3 protein-coding genes (1 of these 3 cut by a window edge) are annotated in these 19,127 nt (G+C 75.8%); all 3 read right to left on the bottom strand.

The features are described from left to right. Tightly spaced (each overlapping or abutting the next), the 3 genes in view from C0216_RS31380 to C0216_RS31390 form a layout consistent with a single transcriptional unit that may run on beyond the window. A protein-coding gene (locus C0216_RS31380; protein ID WP_114059168.1) for an SDR family NAD(P)-dependent oxidoreductase crosses the window boundary here: on the bottom strand, positions 1–1,029 show its 5' end (the start). The gene continues 18,405 nt to the left of window position 1, outside the view; the window shows 1,029 of its 19,434 coding nt (coding positions 1–1,029); its start codon is at positions 1,027–1,029; its stop codon lies off the left edge, out of view. Continuing rightward, entirely contained in the window at positions 1,029–5,675 is a 4,647-nt protein-coding gene (locus C0216_RS31385; RefSeq protein WP_114059169.1) for a non-ribosomal peptide synthetase, read from the bottom strand. Before C0216_RS31385 ends, C0216_RS31380 begins: the two co-directional genes overlap by 1 nt. After that, positions 5,672–19,105 (bottom strand): SDR family NAD(P)-dependent oxidoreductase, encoded by a 13,434-nt coding sequence (locus C0216_RS31390; RefSeq protein WP_114059170.1) that lies wholly within the window; start codon positions 19,103–19,105, stop codon positions 5,672–5,674. The genes C0216_RS31385 and C0216_RS31390 overlap by 4 nt, the downstream gene beginning before the upstream one ends. Positions 19,106–19,127: the final 22 nt, after the last annotated feature.

Below are 19,127 nucleotides of genomic sequence, written 5' to 3' on the forward strand. Positions count from 1 at the left end.
GGTCCACAGACAGGCCTGGAGCATCGCGTCCAGCAGGGAGGGGTGGAGCGCGAAACCGGAGAAGGGGAGGTCCGCCGCCGCGGGCACGGCGGCGTGCGCGAGGACCTCGCCCGGCGCGGACCGCACCGAGCGCAGCCCCTGGAGGCTGGGCCCGTAGCCGCCGCCGAGGGCGGCGAACACCGCGTAGCACTCCTCGGCGGTGGCCGTACGGGGCAGCCTGGCGCGGATCCCGTCCAGGTCGAGGCGCGGTGCCTCGGGGGCGGCGCCGAAGCGGAGGGTGCCGGTGGAGCAGAGCGCGCCCTCGGCGCTGCCGTCGGCGAGGCGGACCTCGTAGGAGACCCCGTCGGCGGTGGCCGCGAGGTGCAGGCGCACGCGGACGGGCTCGTCCTCGACGAGCACGGGGCGTGCCCACAGCACGTTGGCGATGCCGGTGGCGCGGCCGTGGCCGGCCTCTTCGGCCGCGGCCAGAGCGAATTCCAGGGCGGCCACGGCGGGCAGGACCCGGGTCCTGCCCAGCGCGTGGTCGCGCAGGTAGAACTCCTCGCCGGTCAGCAGCCGTTCACCGGGCGCGTCTGCCAGGGCGGCGGGCGGTTTGATCCAGTAGCGGCGGGTCTGCCGGGGAGGCTGTGGCAGGGACAGCCGGGCCGGGCGGTCGCCGGAGGGCTCGGGCAGGACCACGTCCCGGCCGGTGACCCACAGGCGGGCTGCCTCGGCCGGGTCGTCGGTGGCCGCGGGCCCTGCGCCGCCGCCGGAGGCGGCGGGGGCTTCGGCGGCCGCGGTGCCGGTCACGACGCCTTCGCCGTCGCGCAGGCGCGCGGCCAGTTCGGCGACGCTCCCGACGAGCAGGGCGGCGCGCTCGCGCAGCGGTTCCCGGCCGACGCGCAGGGTGTGCGCGACGGCGTCCAGGGAGGCCGACGGGTGCTCGTCCAGCCAGGTGCACAGCTCGGCCCGGTAGCGGTCGAGTTCTTCGGGGCCGTCGGCGGACAGGAGGACCAGCCGGACGGTCCTGTCCTCGGTGGTGCCGCTCATCAACGCTGTCCCGCCTCTTCGACTACCACGTGCACGTTGCTGCCTCCCATGCCGAACGAGCTGACACCGGCCCGGACCGGCGTCCCCTCGCGTGTTTCCCATGTCTGTGCTGCGGCCTGAATCCGGAAAGGACTGCCGTCGAGGTCGAGCATCGGGTTCGGCGTCCGCAGGTCCACCAGGCCGGGGAGCGTGCGGTGACGCATCGCCAGCAGGACCTTCACGACGCCGGCGACGCCCGCCGCGGCCTCCAGGTGTCCGATGTTCGTCTTGACCGAACCGACGCCGGTGCGTCCCGGAACCACCGGGATCCCCCACTCGGCGTACAGGCGGCCGAACGCCTCCTTGAGGGCGTCGATCTCGATGGGGTCGCCGATCGGGGTCCCCGTGCCGTGCGCCTCGATGTAGCCGATCGTGTCGGGTGCGACCCGGGCCGACCGGTGTGCGGCGAGCACGACGTCGCGCTGCGCCTGCGGGTTGGGGACGGTGAGCGAGTGGGTGTGCCCGCCGTGGTTCTCCGCCGAGCCGATCAGGACGCCGTGCACCGGATCGCCGTCGGCCAGGGCCCGGTCGAGCAGTTTGAGGGCCAGGAGCACCACGCCCTCGCCCCTGCCGTAGCCGTCGGCGCGTTCGTCGAAGGTCTTGCAGCGGCCGTCGGGGCTGAGCATCCCGGCCCGCCGCAGGCCGGTGAACCCGTGCGGGGACAGCAGGAGGTTGGCGCCGCCGGCCAGGGCCATGTCGCAGTCCCCCTGCTGGAGCGCGCGGGCCGCGCGGTGCACGGCGACGAGCGAGCTGGAGCAGGCCGTGTCGAAGACGGCGCTGGGGCCGTGCAGATCGAACACGTAGGAGATGCGGTTGGCCGCGATGGAGGGGACGTTGCCGATCAGGAAGTGGTCGCCCATCTCAGGCGATCCCGGTCCCAGCAGGCTGAGGTAGTCCGTGCCGCTCAGTCCGACGAACACGCCGGTGCGGCTGCCCGCGAGCGCGCCGGGGACCTGCCCGGAGTCGAGCACGGCCTCGTGAGCGGCGTGCAGCAGCAGGCGCTGCTGCGGGTCCATCTGCGCCGCCTCCCTGGGGGAGATGCGGAAGAGGGCTGCGTCGAAGGCGTCGACGTCCTCGACGAAGGAGCCGCGCAGGCCCTGCGGGAACACCCGCGCGGAGAAGCCGCGTTCCATGGGGTACGGCCGGGTCAGGTCGCGTCCGGCGGCGAGGTGCTGCCAGAACGCCTCCAGGTCGGCGGCGGAGGGCAGGCGCCCGCCGATGCCCACGACGGCCACCGGCTCGTAGCCGCGCGGCGCCGCGGCCACCGGCTCGGACGGAGTCCGCGCGGCGGGCCGGAGGTCCGTCGCGGCGAACGCCCCGGGGTGGGCCGCCCCGAGGTGTGCGGCCAGCGAGGCGAGGTCCGGGTGGGCGTAGAAGACGGTCGGTCGCACCGTGACGCCGAAGCGCTCGCGCAGCGCCACCGCGAGACGTGTGAAGCCGATCGAGTCGAAGCCCACCTCGCCCAGCGGACGGTCGAGGGGAATCTCCTCGGCGGGCAGCCCGGCCACGGCCGCCGCGCTCCCGCGCAGCCGTTCGGCGAGGTCCCCGGTCCCGGCCGGCCGGGACCCCGGGCCCGCCTCCGCCCTCGGTGCGGCGGAGCGGTCCTCGTGTCCGAAGCGGCGTACGAGTTCCTCGACGGGCAGGCGCGTCAGCGGGCCGGAGTCCACCTTGGCGTTGGGGGTCAGGGGCAGACGCGCCAGCGCGACGGTGCGGGAGGGGACCATGTACTCGGGCAGCACGTCCCGGATCCGCCCGGCCGCGGCCTCGGCGGCCTCCGGGGCGGCCTGGACGAAGGCCACCAGGCGCGGCTGCCCCGGCAGGTCCTCGCGTACGGCGACCCGGACGTCGCGGATGCCGTCCGCTCCGGCGCGCCGGAAGGCGGCCTCGATCTCGCCGAGTTCGACGCGGTGGCCGCGGAGCTTGACCTGGCGGTCGGCGCGCCCGAGCAGCACCATGTTCCCGTCCGCCGACCAGCGGGCCAGGTCGCCCGTGCGGTACAGCCTTTCCCCGGTCGCCGGATCGTGCACGAAGCGTTCGGCGGTCAGCTCGGGCTTGCCGCGGTAGCCGCGGGCGACACCGTCGCCGCCGATGAGCAGTTCGCCGACGGCGCCGAAAGGCACGTCGGCCCCGTCGGGGCCGGCGACGCGGAAGGCGGTGTTGGCGAGCGGGGTGCCCACGGTGACGGGTCCGCCCCGCCGGATCCGCTGGGCCGAGGACCAGATGGTGGTCTCGGTCGGCCCGTACATGTTCCACAGCTCGTCGCACCGGTCCAGCAGCCGGTCCGCGAGTTCGGCGGTGAGGGGCTCGCCGCCGCACAGGAGCCGGCGCACGTGTCCGGTCCAGCCGGCGTGCAGCAGCATCTCCCAGGTGGCGGGGGTGGCCTGGATGACCGTAGCACCGGCGTCGCCGATGAGGTCGGCCAGGGCGAACCCGTCGCGCACGACGTCCTCGGGCGCGATGTGGACGGTGGCGCCCCGGGTCAGGGGGAGCAGCAGCTCCAGACCCGAGATGTCGAACCCGGCGGTGGTCACCGCCAGGAGGGTGTCGTCCGCGCCGCAGCCGGGCCGCTCGGCGGCCGCGGCCAGCAGGTTGACGAGGTTGCCGTGGCAGACCTCGACGCCCTTGGGCTCGCCCGTGGATCCGGAGGTGTAGAGGACGTACGCGAGGTCGTCGTCACCGCGGGCGACGGGGGCGACGGTCTGGTCCTCGGCCCTGAGGTCCGCCAAGGGGACCCGGACGCCCGGTGCGTCCGCGGGGAGCCGGTCGGCCAGGGGCGGATCGACGATCACGGCGGCGGGCGCCGCGTCGGCGGTGATGTGGGCGAGCCGGGCCGGGGGGTAGTCCGGGTCGAGGGGGACGTAGGCGGCTCCCGTGCACTGGACGGCGAGCAGGGCCGCGATCAGCGCGGCCCGCCGGGCGACGAGGACGCCCACGATGTCGCCCGGGCGCACGCCCTGCTCGGTGAGGATCCGGGTGAGCGCGTGCACCTGCCCTGCGAGCTCCCCGTAGGTCAGCGGGCCCGTCGCGTCGACCACGGCGGTGCGCCCGGGGTCGCGCCGGGCGCGGGCGAGCACCAGGTCGGCGGCGGTGACGTCGCGCGGCCGTTCGGCGCGGGTGGCGTTGGACCGCTCGACGGTGCGGCGCTCGGCGGGGGTGGCGGGGGCGAGCTCTGCGAGGCGTACGGAGGGATCGGCCGTGACCGCGTCCAGCAGCAGCCGGTAGTGCTCGGCCAGTCGCTCGACGGTGGAGCGGTCGAAGCGGGCCGGGTCGTACTTGAGGTAGAGGAGCACGCCGGTGTCGCGCACAACCACCTCGGCGACCAGGTCGTTCTCACCCTCCTGGGTCAGGTCGAGCGCATCGCGGAAGACGGTCTGCCCGACCGCCATGTCCTGGTCGCCGCCGACTCCCTGCTGCATGTAGAAGCCGATGTCGAAGCCGGCCGCGGTACCGCTCGCGCGGCGGAGATCGTCGACGACGGAGGCGAAGGGGTACGCGCTGTGCTCCTCGGCCTCCGCCATCCGGGCTCCGACGGCGGCCGCGAGCTCGCCGAAGCTCTGGTCGGGGCCGCAGTCCACGCGCAGGACCACGGGATTGATCAGGTAGCCCACGGTACGGTCGAAGCGCTGGGCGGGCCGGCCGTCGGTCGGCACCATCACACTGAGGTCGCGGTGGCCCGTGTGGCGGTGCAGCAGGGCGAGGAAGGCGCCGAGCGCGACGCTGAAGGGCGTCACGCCGCCCGCGCGGGCGGTGTCCTTGACCGCCGTCCAGGTGGCGGGCGGCAGGCGCAGCTGCACCATCTCGCCGCGGGGGTGCGCGCCGGATCCGGTGCTCCGGCGGTCGGCGAGGGCGTCCAGGACGGGCGCCGTGGAGGCCCCGGCCAGCCGGTCGAGCCACCAGCTCCGGTGCTCCTGCGTCTCCGGGGCGGCGAGCATGGCCCGCTGCCACCGGACGAATTCGGCGTAGGAGGCTGCCGGTTCGACGGGCGGCAGCTCACGGCCCCGGTCGAGGGCCTCGTAGCAGGCGACGATGTCGCGCAGCAGCAGGTGGCTGGAGACCCCGTCGGTGATCAGGTGGTGGAAGACCAGGAGCAGCAGTGTGGCGCCGCCGGGGGCGGCGACCAGCCACATCCGGTACAGCGGGTCCTGCTCCAGGTCGAACGGGCGGCGCACCAGGTTGCGCACACGGGCGGCGAACTCCCCGTCGGTCACGTGGCGGAGGTCCAGGCGGGCGACCTCCGGGGTGCGGCCGACGACCTCCTGGACGGGTCCCGAGGCGTCCAGGCGTACGGAGATCCCCAGTTCGGGATGCCTGCGCACGGTCGCGGCCAGCGCCTCGACGAGCCGGTCCTCCTGTACGTCCGGACCGAGCCACAGGCCCAGCGGAAGGTTGTAGGAGACGGTCCGCGGCTCGTCGGCGTGCAGGGCCCACAGTGCGGCCTGCCCGCGGCTGAGCGGGTAGGGCCCGGTGGGCGCCTTCGGCGCGGCCGGGGCGGGTGCGGCGTCCGGAGCGGTCGCGTCGACCATGCCCCGCAGCAGCAGCTCGGCCACCTCGTCGGACAGCTTGCCGGAGGCGATCGCCGCCAGCAGTTCTCGCAGGTCGGTACTCATCGGCCCGCCCCTCCCTTCAGTGCGGCCAGCGCGTCGTCCACGCGGATGGTTCCGTCGCGCAGGCCGGCCAGCACGGCGGCGACCCGGTCCACCGGGGCGACGGCAGCCGGCACGGGCTCCTGGTCGTGTACCCGGTCCTGCGCCTGCGCCTGGACCGGCGCCTGCGTCTGCGTCTGCGTCTGCGTCTGCGTCTGCGTCTGCGTCCGGGGTACGGGCAGGGGTCCGTACGCCTCGAACACGGCCCGGGCCACGGCCCGTACCGTCTGGGCCACGCCGAACATCCGGGTCGGCACCTCCACCTGGTAGTCCGCGCCGAGTCTGCGGCTCAGTCGCCTCAGGCCCAGCGAGTCCACTCCCACGTCCGACAACGCCTGGTCCAGGGGCAGGCGTTCGGGCCGCATGCCCAGATGGGCCGCGAGGAGCCCGCGGACGTGCGCACGGACGGCGGCCTCGGCGCCCTCCGCCCCGTCTCCGGCCGGCGCTCCTGCCCCGTCCGCGGCAGTAGGCGCCCGATCGGGGACGGCGGTCTCCACGGCGGTGGGTGTGCGCGGCCCGGCCGGGGCGGGAGCGGCATCGGCCTCCGCCTCGGCCCCGGTGGCGGCGACCAGTCCCGCCTCGGCCGCCTGGACGGCGTCGAAGCGGGGGCCGGGCGTGAGCCAGTAGCTCTCCCGGGCGAAGGGATAGGTCGGTGCGGGCACCCTTCGGGGTGCCGTCCCCGGCCACAGCTCGGCCCAGTCGATCGGCGCGCCTGCCACCCACAGCCGGGCGACCTTGTCCAACCGGCCCGCTTCCAGCACGGCCCGCAGGTATCGGCCGCCCTCGGGGCCGTCCAGCAGCAGGGCGGTGGTGGCGTCCTTGCCGTTCCCCGCGAAGACGCCCGGGACGGCCTCGCCGGACCGCCACGCCTCCAGGGCGGTTGCCAGCGCGCGTGGCGTGTCCGCGACGACCGCCAGCCGCTCGCCGAAGGCTTCGCGGCCGGTGCTCAGGGTGTGGGCCAGAGCGGCCGGGTCCACGTCCTCGTGGTCCGCGGCCCAGCGGGCCAGACGCGCGGCGTAGTCGCGCAGCGCCTCCGGCGTCTTCGCCGACAGGACGAACAGCCTCTCCCCCGCCGCCGTCCGGACCGGCGTCTCCAGGTACTCCTCCACCACCACGTGCGCGTTGACCCCGCCGAGGCCGAAGGAGCTCACCCCCGCCCTCAGCGGCACCTCGGCCCCGTCGGCCGTGCGGACCCGGTTCCAGGGCTCGTTCCCCGACGGCAGGCGCAGCGGGCCGCCCTCCAGGCGCAGGTGCGGGTTGGGCTTCTCCAGGTGGAGATTGCCGGGGATCCACCTGTGGCGCATCGCGAGCAGTGCCTTGATCAGCCCCGTGACGCCGGCGGCCGCCTCCAGGTGGCCGGTGTTGGTCTTCACCGCGCCCAGCACCACGTGCGGCTCGCCGGGGGCTGCGCCGTGGTCGGCGTACAGCTGCGCGAAGGCCGACGTGAGGCCCTCGACCTCGACGGGGTCGCCGAGCTCGGTGCCGGTGCCGTGGGTCTCGACGTAGCCGACGGTCCGCGGGTCCACACCGGCGCGCCGGTGCGCCGCAACGATGCAGGCGGCCTGCGCGTCCGGGTTCGGGGCGGTCAGCGAGTTGGTGCGGCCGCCGTGGTTGACGGCGCTGCCCCGCAGGACGGCGTGGATGACGTTGCCGTCGGCGACCGCCGCGTCGAGCCGCTTGAGCACCACGACGCCCGCGCCCTCGCCGCGGACGATTCCGTCGGCGCGTGCGTCGAACGTACGGCAGCGGCCGCCCGGGCTCAGCATGTCGGCCTGGCTCATGTCCACGAACAGCGTCGGCGAGGCGATGACGTTCACTCCGCCCGCCAGTGCGACCTCGCAGTCGCCGCTGCGGATCGCCTGGGCCGCCCTGTGGACGGCGACGAGCGACGACGAGCAGGCGGTGTCGATGGTTTCGCTGGGGCCGTGCAGGTCCAGCAGGTACGAGACCCGGTTGGACATGATCGCGTGGGCTCTGCCGACGGTGCTGTAGCCGTCGAGCGGTACGCCGAGGGCGTGTTGGAGCTCGAAGTAGTCGTAGGTGCTGCTGCCGATGAAGACGCCTGCGTCGGTGCCGGCGAGCGCGGAGGGCCGGATGCCGGCATCCTCCAGCGCGCTCCACGAGGCCTCCAGCACGAGCCGGTGCTGCGGATCCATCGCGACGGCCTCGTGGGGGGAGATGCCGAAGAACTGCGGGTCGAACAGGTCGACCCGGGGCATGAAACCGCCCCACTTCGCCGTCGTGCGGAACTCGCCGGGCGTGGGCTCCCCGAACAGGCGGCGCCAGTCCCAGCGGTCGGCGGGGATCTCGTCGACGAGGTCGTCGCCCGCCTTCAGGTGCTCCCAGAAGGCGTCCAGGCCGTCCGATCCGGGGAACATGCCGGCCATCCCGACGACGGCAACGGCGACGGTCTCGCCGGTGCCGGGCGCTGGTGCGGCGGCGTGGACGGAGGCGCCCGTGGCGGCGCCGGCGGCCGGGTGTCGCGGGCCGGCCGGTTCCGCGGCGCGGCCGGGTTCCGGACCGCGGGCGGGTTCGGGGGCACGGGCGGGTTCGGGGGCACGGGCGGGTTCGGGGGCACGGGCCGGCGTGGCCTCCGGTTGCTCGGGGGATGCCGGGGACGGGCCGGACGCCGGGGCACCGGGCGTCGCCTCCCCGCTCATCTGTGCCTCCAGAGCAGCTCCGTGGTTGCGGAGGATCTTGTCGATCAGGTCGTCGGCGGTGGCCACGCCGAAGAACGCGGCCGGGGTCAGGTCGAGGTCCCAGCGGGCGTTCATCCGGGAGCTCAGCCGCGTGTACGTGATCGAGTCGAAGCCGAACCTGCTGAGCAGGTCGTCCGGTGCCATTTCCCCGGGCCGGACACCGGCCACCTCGCGGAGGACGGCGAGCATCTCGTCGGCCGCGGCGGCGCGCCAGGCGCCCCCGGTCCCCGCCCCGGCCCCGGCCTGCCGCCGTGCGTCGGCGCCGGAGGCCGGGACACCGATCCGGCCGAGGAACTCGTCCGTGCCCGAGACCACTGCCACCTGAACCTCCTGTCGGCCGAGCACCCGGCTCAGCGCTTCGAATCCCGCCTCCGGCGGGAGCGGGTGGACCCCGGCCGCGGCCAGCCGGCCCCGGTGGCGCTCGGTGAGGGCCGAGCCCGACCAGGCCCCCCAGTTCACGACGCGGACGGGGTAGGGGAGCCGCGCGGCGAGCGCCCGGCCGATGGCGTCCTGGGCGGTGCACCCGGCTGCGTAGGCCGCCTGGCCGGGGTTGCCGAGGAAGGACTGCACCGAGGAGAACAGCGCCAGGAAGTCCGGCCGGCGGTCTCCCAGCGCCTCGGCGAGCGCCTCCGTGGTGCGGCTCTTGGCGGCCATGCCCCGCAGGAACGATTCCTCGTCCATGGCCGCCAGCGAACGGTCGCTCGGCACGGTCACCGAATGCAGGACCCCGTGGACGTCGCCCACCTGGTCGAGCACGGCGCGCAGCTCGCCCGGCTGCGCGGCGTCCGCCCGGTGGACCTCCACGCGGGTGCCCGAGGGGTCGAGGGCCTTGATCCGGGCCGCCCGGTCCTCGTCCGGGGCGGAGCGCCCGACGAGCACGACGCGGGCACCGTGCCGCCGTACGAGCTGCTCGGCGATGTCGAGACCGACGTCGCCGGTCCCCCCGACGATCACGTACGTACCGCCCTCGCGCAGGACGGGACGGGCCCCGGCCGTGTCGTCGACGGGCTCCAGCACCTCCCGGTACCAGCGTCCGGCGCGCAGCGCGTAGTCGCCGGGGGCGGCGGCGCGGACCGCCGCCGGGTCCCCCGGACCGATGTCGACGGTGGCCACCCGCCAGCGCTCGCACTCGCTGCGGACCGACCGGGCGAGGCCCAGTGCGGCGGCCGAGGCCGGGTCGTCCGCGGAGCGGGTCACGACCGTCAGGGCGAGTTCGCCGCCCGATCCGGGGCGCGTCACCAGGTGGTTGACGATCCGGAAGAGGTCGAGGACGCCGCGCTCGCCCTCGATCACGGCGTGGACCGCGGCCGGGGCCGGCAGCGACTCCAGCGGTGCCGCGCCGATCCGGTGGACGTCGTCCCCCGGCAGGTCGGCTGCTCCGAGCAGCCAGACCGGGCCGGTGACCGGTCCGCGCAGGGCCATGTCGGCGACCGGCTGCCGGCGCGGAGCGTACACGCCGGGCCCGGACGGGACCGCCGGCACCGCGTCCGTGCCCGCCGGGGCCGGAACCGGGACCACTGCCGGAGCCTGTGCCGACGGGGCGGCCGCGGGGGCGACCCAGCACCGGCGGCGTTCGAAGGGATAGGTGGGCAGCGGGATCGCCACTCCGCCCGCCGGCCAGTCCACGGCGTCCCCGGACACCCAGCGGTCGGCGTCCGTCCCCCCGGAGGGCCGGGCCAGCGCCGGGTGGTCCTTGCCGTCGGCGGCGGCCCGGAGGGCGGCGACGAGCGTGGGCCGGTCGGCGGCCGTGACCGCGAGCCGCTCGGCCATGGCGTCGCGGCCGTGCTGGAGGGTGTGGGCCACGTCGGCCAGTTCCGGTGTCCGGTCGGCCCGTTCGACGGCTCCGCGCAGTGCCGCCGCGTACCGGCGGAGGGCCTGCGGGGTGCGGGCGGACAGCGGGAACACCCATGGGCCGTCCGTCCGCCGCACCTCGGGCGCGGCTTCCGCCTCCTCCAGGACGACGTGGGCGTTGACGCCTCCGTAGCCGAAGGAGCTGACGCCCGCGCGGCGCGGCCCGGCGGCCGGCCGCGGCCAGGCCCGCGCCGAACGGAGCAGCTCGAAGGGGCTGCCGTCGAGCCGCAGGTGCGGGTTGTGCTCCCGCAGTCCGGCAAGCGGCGGCTGCACGCCGTGCTCCATCGCGAGGAGCACCTTGATCACTCCGGCGGCGCCGGCGGCGGACTCCAGGTGTCCGATGTTGGCCTTGACCGCTCCCAGGGCGCAGTACGGTGCGGCGGGCGGAGGTGTCCCCGGGCGGATCGGCAGTGCGTCGAAGGCCAGTCGCAGGCCGTTGACCTCCACCGGGTCGCCGAGCTGCGTGCCGGTGCCGTGCGCCTCCAGGTAGCCCAGGGTGGCCGGGTCGGTCCCGGCGCGCTCGTGGGCCCGTACGATCATCGCCGCCTGAGCGGCCGGGTTGGGGGCGGTCAGGGACCGGGCCCGGCCCCCGTGGTTGACGGCGCTGCCGCGCAGCCAGGCGCGGACCGTGCGGCCCCGGGCCGCCTCGGCGCGGGCGAGCACCACGAACCCGTAGCCCTCGCCGCGCACGAACCCGTCCGCGCGGGAGTCGAAGGTCCTGCACCGCCCGGTCGGGCTCAGCATGCCCGTGCTGCTGAGGAGGACGTGGTTGTGCGGGGACAGCACGAGGTTGATCCCGCCGGCCACGGCGATGTCGCACTCGCCTGAGCGGATGGACTCGGCGGCCCGGTGGATGGCGACCAGGGAGCTGGAGCAGCCGGTGTTCACCGGTTCGCTCGGGCCGTGCAGGTCGAGGTGGTAGGAGACCCGGTTGACGAGGATGGAGTGCGCGGTGGCGGTGGCGGCGTGCGCGTCGACGGGCAGGCCGCAGGCCCTGCGGATCTCGTCGTAGTCGCTCGACCCCGCGCCGACGAACAGTCCGACGTCGCGTCCGGCGAGGCTGCCCGGTGCCAGACCGGCGTCCTCCAGCGCCGTCCAGACCCCTTCCAGCACCAGCCGCTGCTGGGGGTCCATGCCCTCGGCCTCGTGCGGGGAGATGCCGAAGAAGAGGGGGTCGAAGCGGTCGACGTCGTGGATGAAGCCGCCGCGGGCGGCGTGCACCCCTTCCGGGAGGGCACGGGGGTCCCAGCGGTCGGCGGGAACGGCGGTGACGAGGTCGTCCCCTGCCACCAGGTGCTCCCAGAAGGCGTCGAGGTCGGCGCTGCCGGGCATCCGTCCGCTCATTCCGACGACGGCGATCGCCTCGGGGCCGGCGGGGCGCGCCCCCGGGGGCTCGGCGGCCCGGTCCTCCGGGGCCGGCGCGGCGGGCGGTGCCGGGACGGCCGGCGTCGCGGCGGGGGGCGTCGCGGCGGGGTGTGCCCCGCGGTGGTCTCGCGCGAGCCGGTCGGCGAGCGCCCTCAGGGTGGGGGTCTCGTAGAACAGCGCCGGGGTCACGTCCAGGCCGAAGGCCTCGCCGAGCCGGCTGGCGAGGAGGTTGTAGCTGACCGAGTCGAAGCCGTAGTCGCCGATCTGCCGGTCGAGGTCGAGTTCGCCGACGGGGATGCCCGAGGCGTCCGACGCCAGGGCGAGCAGCGTGTCCGTGAATGCGGTCGTTGCGGCCCCGGTGGCCGGCGCGGCTGCGTCGGCCTGCGCGGTCCCCGCCGTACGTGCGGCGGGCACGGGGGCGCCGGCCGCTGCCCGCGCCGCCAGGATGTGCTGGAAGTTGTGCGTGGTCCAAGCCGGGTCCGGCGAGGCCGCCACCGTCTCGTACCCGGCTTCGCGGAGCACACCGGTCCAGCCGGGAACGTCCAGGAGCGGCGAGCCGGGCAGGCGCAGGCCGGTGTCGCCGTGGGCCCACCAGCCGTCGAACAGCCCGTAGGTGAGCGTGCCGGACAGGGTGACCGTCGTCAGCTCGTTGAGGAGCAGCTCGCCGCCGGTGCGCAGGACCCTGCGCAGGTGGCGCAGGGCACGGCCGACGTCCGAGGTGGCGTGCAGGACGTTCGCGCCGACCACGAAGTCGAAGCCGCCCTCGTCGAAGCCCTGGCCGACGGGGTCGGTGTCGAGGTCGAGGCGCTTGAACCGTACGAAGGGGTACGGCGTGCCGAACTCCTGCCGGCCGTGGGCGAGGAAGGTCACCGACAGGTCGGTGTACCAGTACTCGATCCGGCTGCCGTACGGCGCGAGGGCGCGCAGGAGTCCGGCGGAGGTGCCGCCGGTGCCCGAACCCACCTCCAGGATGCGGACGGCCGCGCCGGCGGGCAGGACGCTGAGGCGTTCCTCGACATCGGCGACGAGGCGGCCGGTGAGCAGGTCGTTGTAGAGGTCGCTGATGGGGTTGCCGCGGTAGACGCGTTCCATGAGCGAGGTGCCGGAGGACGGGAAGAGCAGGTCGGTGGCGAGGAGTTCGCCCCGCAGCAGTTCCGGATAGTGCTCCAGGCACAGGGCCAGGAGCCGTACGAAGACCGCGGACTCGGGGTGCGCGGCTGCGAGGTCGGCGAGCTGTCCGAGGTGGCCGCCGAGGCGGGCGGCGGCCAGGGCGTCCGCCGCAGGGCGCAGGCGTCCGGCGTGCGGCGTGAGCAGGTTGTCGTCCACGAGCGCGTCGAGCAGGGTGCGCAGCAGGCGCTCGTACCGGGGGGTGACACCCACCCGGTGCAGGACCTCGTCCGCGTCGGGGTCGGGTCCGTTCCATGCACCAAGGCCGTCCAGCAGGGCGAGCAGGGCCCCGCCCGCGATGCGGGTCATCTGCCGGTCGAGCGCGTGGAAGTCGTCCACGACGCGCAGGTCGGCGGCGTGGGGCCGACCGCTGGGGGGCGTCACGTCGGTGCTCTCCGTTTCCCTGTCCGCTGCCATGCGCGCGCGCAGGGCGTCCGTACCGGGCACGACGACGCTCTGGGGCGCCGCCCCCCGGAGCGTCTCGACGAGCGCGGCGAAGCCCGCCCGGGGGGTGATGGACCGGAATCCGGCCGCGGTCAGGCGTTCCCGGTGAGTGTCGTCGGCGACGGCCCCGACGGTGCCCCAGAAGCCCCAGTCGACGGCGCGCACCGGGTAGGGCAGGCGGGCGTCGAGCGCGTGGGCGTAGGCGTCGAGGAAGGTCGAGCCGGCGGCGTAGTTGGCGAGGCCGGGGTCGCCGAGGAAGGACTGGGCGGAGGAGAAGAACACGAGGAAGTCCGGGTTCCGTCCGCGCAGGGCGTCGACGAGGGCCGCGGCGACGCCGGACTTGGCCGCGAGGCTGTGGGCGAGGTCGCTGTCCGTGAGGTCGCGTACGAGCCGGTCGCGCCGTACCAGTGCTGCGTGGATGATGCCGTGCACCGGGCCGGCGCCGTCGAGGACGGCCGCCAGTCGGCCGGGGTCGGTGGCGTCGGCGCGGGCGTAGCGGATCCTGTCGCCGAGGTCGGCGCCGTCGAACCGGCTGCGGCCGACGAGCACCACGTGGGCGTCCCAGTCCTCGGCGAGGCGGCGGGCGATGGCCAGGCCGATGCCCCGGGCGCCTCCGACGATCACGTAGGTGCCGCCGCGGCGCAGCGGGACGGGTCCGTCGGCGTCGGGGGCGGGCCGCAGGATCTGGGCGTGGCGGACGGTTCCGGTGTACGCGACGCGGGTTCCGCGGGGTCCGGGCGCCAGGAGGGCGGCGGAGGGGTGGGCGGGGTCGAGGTCGACGCAGGCGACGGACCAGCCGCGGTGCTCGTTCTCCATGACCCGGGCGAAGCCGGTGACGGCGGCGCCGTAGGGGTCGGTGACGGTGCGGCCGGGCGGGGCAGCGGCCCCGGTGGTGACGACCACCCAGTCGAGGGTGTGCGCGCGGGACCAGGCCCTGGCGTACGGGGCGAGGGCCTTGACTCCCGCGTCCTCGGCGCGCGCGACGCGTTCGGCCTCGTTCAGGGAGGTGTCGGCGGGTTCGGTGGGCCCGGTCAGGATGTAGACCAGTCGGGGTGTCACCCGGATCGGGGTGCCGAGTTCGGCGAGGACCGCGCCCGGGTGGCGGGCGGCCAGCTCGCGGGCGAGGCCCGCACGGGCGGGCGCGTGGAGCACCACGACGGGGCCGTCCGGAACCGGCGGCGCGGCGGGTGCCGGAACGGCTTCCCAGGCGGGCACGTCCAGCGGGAGCGGCTCTGCGTCGGGCTCCGGGGCGGTCCCGGGGGATGCGGGGCCGGCCGACTGCGGGGCCGGTACGTCGACCCAGCACCGCACGCGGGCGAACGGGTACTGCGGCAGCTCCGCCTTGCGCGGCTGCCGACCCCGGTGCAGGGCCCGCCAGTCGGGCGCGCCGCCCGCCGCCCAGCTGCGCGCCCACGCGGACGGGTCGGCCGGGAGCGCGTCCGCCGCGAGCGGGCCGGGAGCGGTGTGCTGCCCGGTGACGGTGCCGCGGTGGAGACCCGGTGCCGGCGAGCCGGCGAGGAAGGCCCGGAGGGCGGTGCGGAATCCGGCCGTGTCGGACGCGACCACGGCGAGCCGCTCCTCCAGGGCTTCCCGACCGATCTGCGTCGTGTACGCGATGTCGGCCAGCGGGGCTCCCCCTGCGGCGCCCGCCGAGACGGCCTCGGCGAGAGAGGCGAGGGTGGAACGTGCGTCCACGTGAGGGGCCCGTCCGGGGAACCGGTCGGCGAGGATGCGCGAGAGCCGGCGCAGGTCGGCGACGTCCAGGCCGAGTTCGTCCAGCTCGGCCTCCGGGTCGGCGCCGGTGAGGGCGGCCGCTTCGGCCACGGCGGCCAGTGCGTCGAGCGGGTCTCCCGCCGTCGCCTCCGCGTACCGCTCGGCGAGCTCGCGCAGCGCCTGCGGGGTGCGGGCGGAGAGCAGCACCACCTGCGGTCCGGCGGTGGAGGGGTCGTCGGCGGGCGGTGCCGGCTGCGGGAACTCCTCGACGACGACATGGGCGTTGGAACCGCCGGCGCCGAACGCGCTGATGCCGGCGCGGCGCGGCCCGCCCGCGGCCGGGACGGGCCACGGCGCGCTCTCGCGCTGGACGCGCAGGCCTGTGGCGGCCCAGTCGACGGACGGGTTGGCCGGATCGGCGTGCAGGGAGGGGACCAGGGTGCGGTGACGCAGCTGGAGGAGGACCTTGGTCAGTCCGGCGATACCCGCGGCCGACTCCAGGTGTCCGATGCCCGACTTCACGGAGCCGATCCGGGGCCGCGCGCCGCCGCCGTAGGCCTGGGAGAGGGCCGTGATCTCGATGGGGTCTCCGAGGGAGGTGCCCGTGCCGTGCGCCTCGACGTAGCCGACGGAGGCGGGATCCACGCCCGCCCGGGCCAGGGCGCGGCGCACCACGTCGGCCTGGGCCGCGGGGTTGGGGACGAAGAACCCGCCGGCGCGCCCGCCGTGGTTGACGGCGCTGCCCTTGATCACCGCGAGGACGCGGTCGCCGTCCTCCAGGGCGCGGGCGAGCGGCTTCAGCACGACGGCCCCGACGCCCTCGCCGGGTACGTAACCGTCGCCGCCGGCGCCGAAGGCGCGGCACCGGCCGTCGGAGGACACGAAGCCGACCTGGCTCAGGTGCAGGTACTTGTACGGGTGGACGATCAGGTTCACCCCGCCCGCCAGCGCGAGCTCGCTCTCCCCGGACCGCAGGCTCTCGCAGGCCAGGTGCAGCGCGGTGAGGGAGGAGGAGCACATGGTGTCCAGGGCCAGGCTGGGGCCGCGCAGGTCGAGGAAGGCGGATACGCGGTTGGCCACGGCGGAGGAGAAAGACGTCGGCAGGACGGGAAGCCGGTCCTCGGCGCCGAGCCCGAGCATCTGGTACTGGTTGAACATCACTCCGGCGAAGACGCCGACCATGCGGCCGGCCACGTCGGCGCGGGTGAGGCCGGCGGACTCCAGGGCGTGCCAGGAGGTCTGGAGGAACAGGCGCTCCTGCGGGTCCATCCCCGCGGCCTCGCGGGGGGTGATCCGGAAGAAGCCGGGGTCGAACTCGTCGATGCCTTCCAGGAATCCGCCCCACTTGCTGTAGGAGTGGCCGTCGGAGCGGTCGGGCCGGTAGAAGCCCTCCGGGGCCCAGCGGTCGGCAGGGATCTCGGTGACGCAGTCCCGGCCGGCGGCGAGGTTGCTCCAGAACCGGTCGAGGTCCTCGGCCATGGGGTAGCGGCCGGCGACGCCGATCACGGCGATGTCCGGGTCGCCGGCCTCCGGCGCGCCGCCGGTCCGGGCGGGCCGCGGGGCGGCGGCGTCGGCGGGTACGGCGTCGGGCCGGGGGGCGCCGGCGGGCGTGGCGTCCGGCGGGGCGGCGGCGGGGGCGAGGCCGAGAGCCCCGCGGGCCCGCTCCGGGTCGCCGTGGAGCACGACCAGCTCCGTACCCGCCAGGCCGAGGGCCCGCTCGAACACGTCCAGCCCGGCCGCGGTCGGCAGCGGGACCTGGCCCTGCCGGGCGAACAGGGCTTCGGCGGCGGCGTCCGTGCGCATGCCGCCCTCGGCCCACAGCGGCCAGGCGAAGGAGAGCAGTCCGCGGTCGCGGGCGTAGGCGTCGAGGAACGCGTTGGCGGCCGCGTAGTCGCTCTGCCCCGCGTTGCCCGCGACGCCTGTCACCGAGGAGAACAGGGCGAAGAAGTCGAGGTCCAGGTGGCGGGTGGCCTCGTCCAGCAGCACGGCGCCGCGCACCTTCGGCGCGAGGACCGCGTCGAGGTCCGCGGCGGGCTTCGCGGGGAACAGCCCGTCGCGCAGGACGCCGGCCGCGTGCACGACGCCGTCCAGGCGGCCGTACCGTTCGAGGATGCCGCTGATCAGGGCGTCGACCTCGGCGGGCACCGTGATGTCGGCCGGGATGTAGGAGCCGTCGGACTCCGGGCGGGGCGAGCGCCCCGTGAGGACGGGCACGGCCCCCCGCGCGGTCAGCCGGGCGGCGAGTTGCCGGCCGATGCCGCCCGCACCTCCGGTGATCAGGTAGACGCCGCCGGGCCGGACGGGGGCCGCCGGGCCGAGGTCGGCGTCGCGGTAGCGGCGGACGTGGCGGCCGTCGGGGGCGTGCCGTACCCAGGACTCCCCGTGGCCGGCGAACTCCGCGAGCAGGGCGTCCGCGTCGGCGGGGCCGTCGGACTCGACAGCGGTGATCGCGAGGCTGGGCTGCTCCAGGCGCACCGTGCGGGCCAGTCCGGCGACGGCTGCGGCCACGGGGCCCGGCCCCACGTGCACGACGGGGACCGGGCGGTCGGCGAGGACCTGGGCCAGGGCGAGCACCTCTGCGCAGGCGGACTGGACGGCCCCGGAGAGGCCGGTGGCGTCCCGGTCGGCGGCGTGCAGGACGCCTTCCCACGCCGCGCCCTGCCCGGCGAGGTCGGCGAGGAGCAGCCTGAGGTCCCCGGTCTCGGCGGGGCGCAGCTCGTAGGAGCGGGGGCCGGTCCGGCGGAAGGCGGGGCCGCGCCGGACGGTGATCTGGTCGGCCCGCACCGGCTGGTCGCCGATGACCAGCAGGGGTCCGGCGGCCGGCGCGGGAGGACGCGGCGCCGCCTGCCACAGGCCGGTCAGGCAGTGGGTCCGCGCGGGGGTGTCCGCCGCGGCGGCGTGGGAGGCCGGGCGTGCGGCCCGCTCGGCGGGCAGCAGTCCGGCGAGGTGGGCGGTGACCGCGTCGACGGTCGGGTATTCGAACAGCAGGGTCGGGTAGAGCGCGATGTCCCAGTGCTCTTCGAACAGCCGCACCAGGGTGAGCAGGTGGGAGGAGTCCAGGCCGAGGTCGTAGAAGCCCCGGTCTCCCTCGACCGCCAGGGCGGGGTCGCCGGCGGCCCGGCGGACCAGCTCGACCACCTCGGCCCGGAGGTCCGCCGGTGCGGCGTCCGCGGGGGCCGGCTCCGCAGAGCTTTCGGGCCGGACGGGGACGGCGGCCGGGGCGATGGCGGCTGCCTGCATGGGGACGGCTGCCTGCGCGTGGACGGCTCCGGCCGCAGCCTGCGGGGCCGGCTCGGGCCACTCGGCGGCAAGCCGGGTGATCGCGGCGGCGGAGCGGACCCGCTTGAAGGTCAGGTCCGTGAACCGGGCGGCCAACGCGCCCGAGGCGTCGTGCAGTTCGATGTCGGCCTTCACCACGTCGTCCCCGGCGCCTGCTCCGGCCGGGTGCATGCGCAGGTCGACGGTGCAGGCGTCCCCGAGGGCGCGTGCGGCGCGGAAGGAGCCGATGTGCAGGGGGATGAGGGGACGCCCGTCCCCGTTCGGCCCGTCGAAGGCGAGCGCGTACGCCTGCATGGTCGAGCCGTCGAGCAGGGCGGGGTGCAGCAGGAAGTCCCCCGCCGTGCTCCGCGCCTCGTCTCCCAGCGCGATCTCGGCGCGGACCCGGTCCGCCGTGGCGCGCAGGGTTCCGGTACAGCGCATGAACGCCCGGTGCTCGATGCCGGCCGACCGGCCGGTGGCATAGACCGTGTCGACGTCACGCGGCGCCCCGTCGGACGGCTGGGGTTCGGCGGCCCCGGTGAGCGGGGGCAGGTCGGTGCGCAGGGTGGCGCGCAGGTGGGTGGTCGCGCTGTCGTCGACCGGCTGTCCGTCGCGCAGCCGGCGGCTGGTCGCCGTCACCCGGAGGACGGCGCCGTCGGGTGTGGCCTCGACGGTCAGCTCACGGTCGAACGAGTCCGCGGTGACCACCGGCTCGACGAACAGCACGTCGCTCAGCTCGGCGCGGTCCAGGGGGATGTCCCGGGCGGCGAGCATCCGGTGGACGATGTCGAGGAAGGTGACGCCCGGCAGGGTTCGCACCCCGTGGACCCGGTGGTCGTCGACGATCGGGTTGTCCCGCTTCAGGTGCAGGGCACAGCGAACGGACCTACGGTCCACGTGTTCTCTCCTGGTGGTCGGC

This window comes from Streptomyces globosus, from assembly GCF_003325375.1.
GTDB classification, from domain to species: Bacteria; Actinomycetota; Actinomycetes; order Streptomycetales; family Streptomycetaceae; genus Streptomyces; species Streptomyces globosus_A.

Bases quoted from the DNA above. Each gene is read 5' to 3' on its own strand.
- C0216_RS31385 (WP_114059169.1), bottom strand. From the start codon at position 5,675: ATGAGTACCGACCTGCGAGAACTGCTGGCGGCGATCGCCTCCGGCAAG.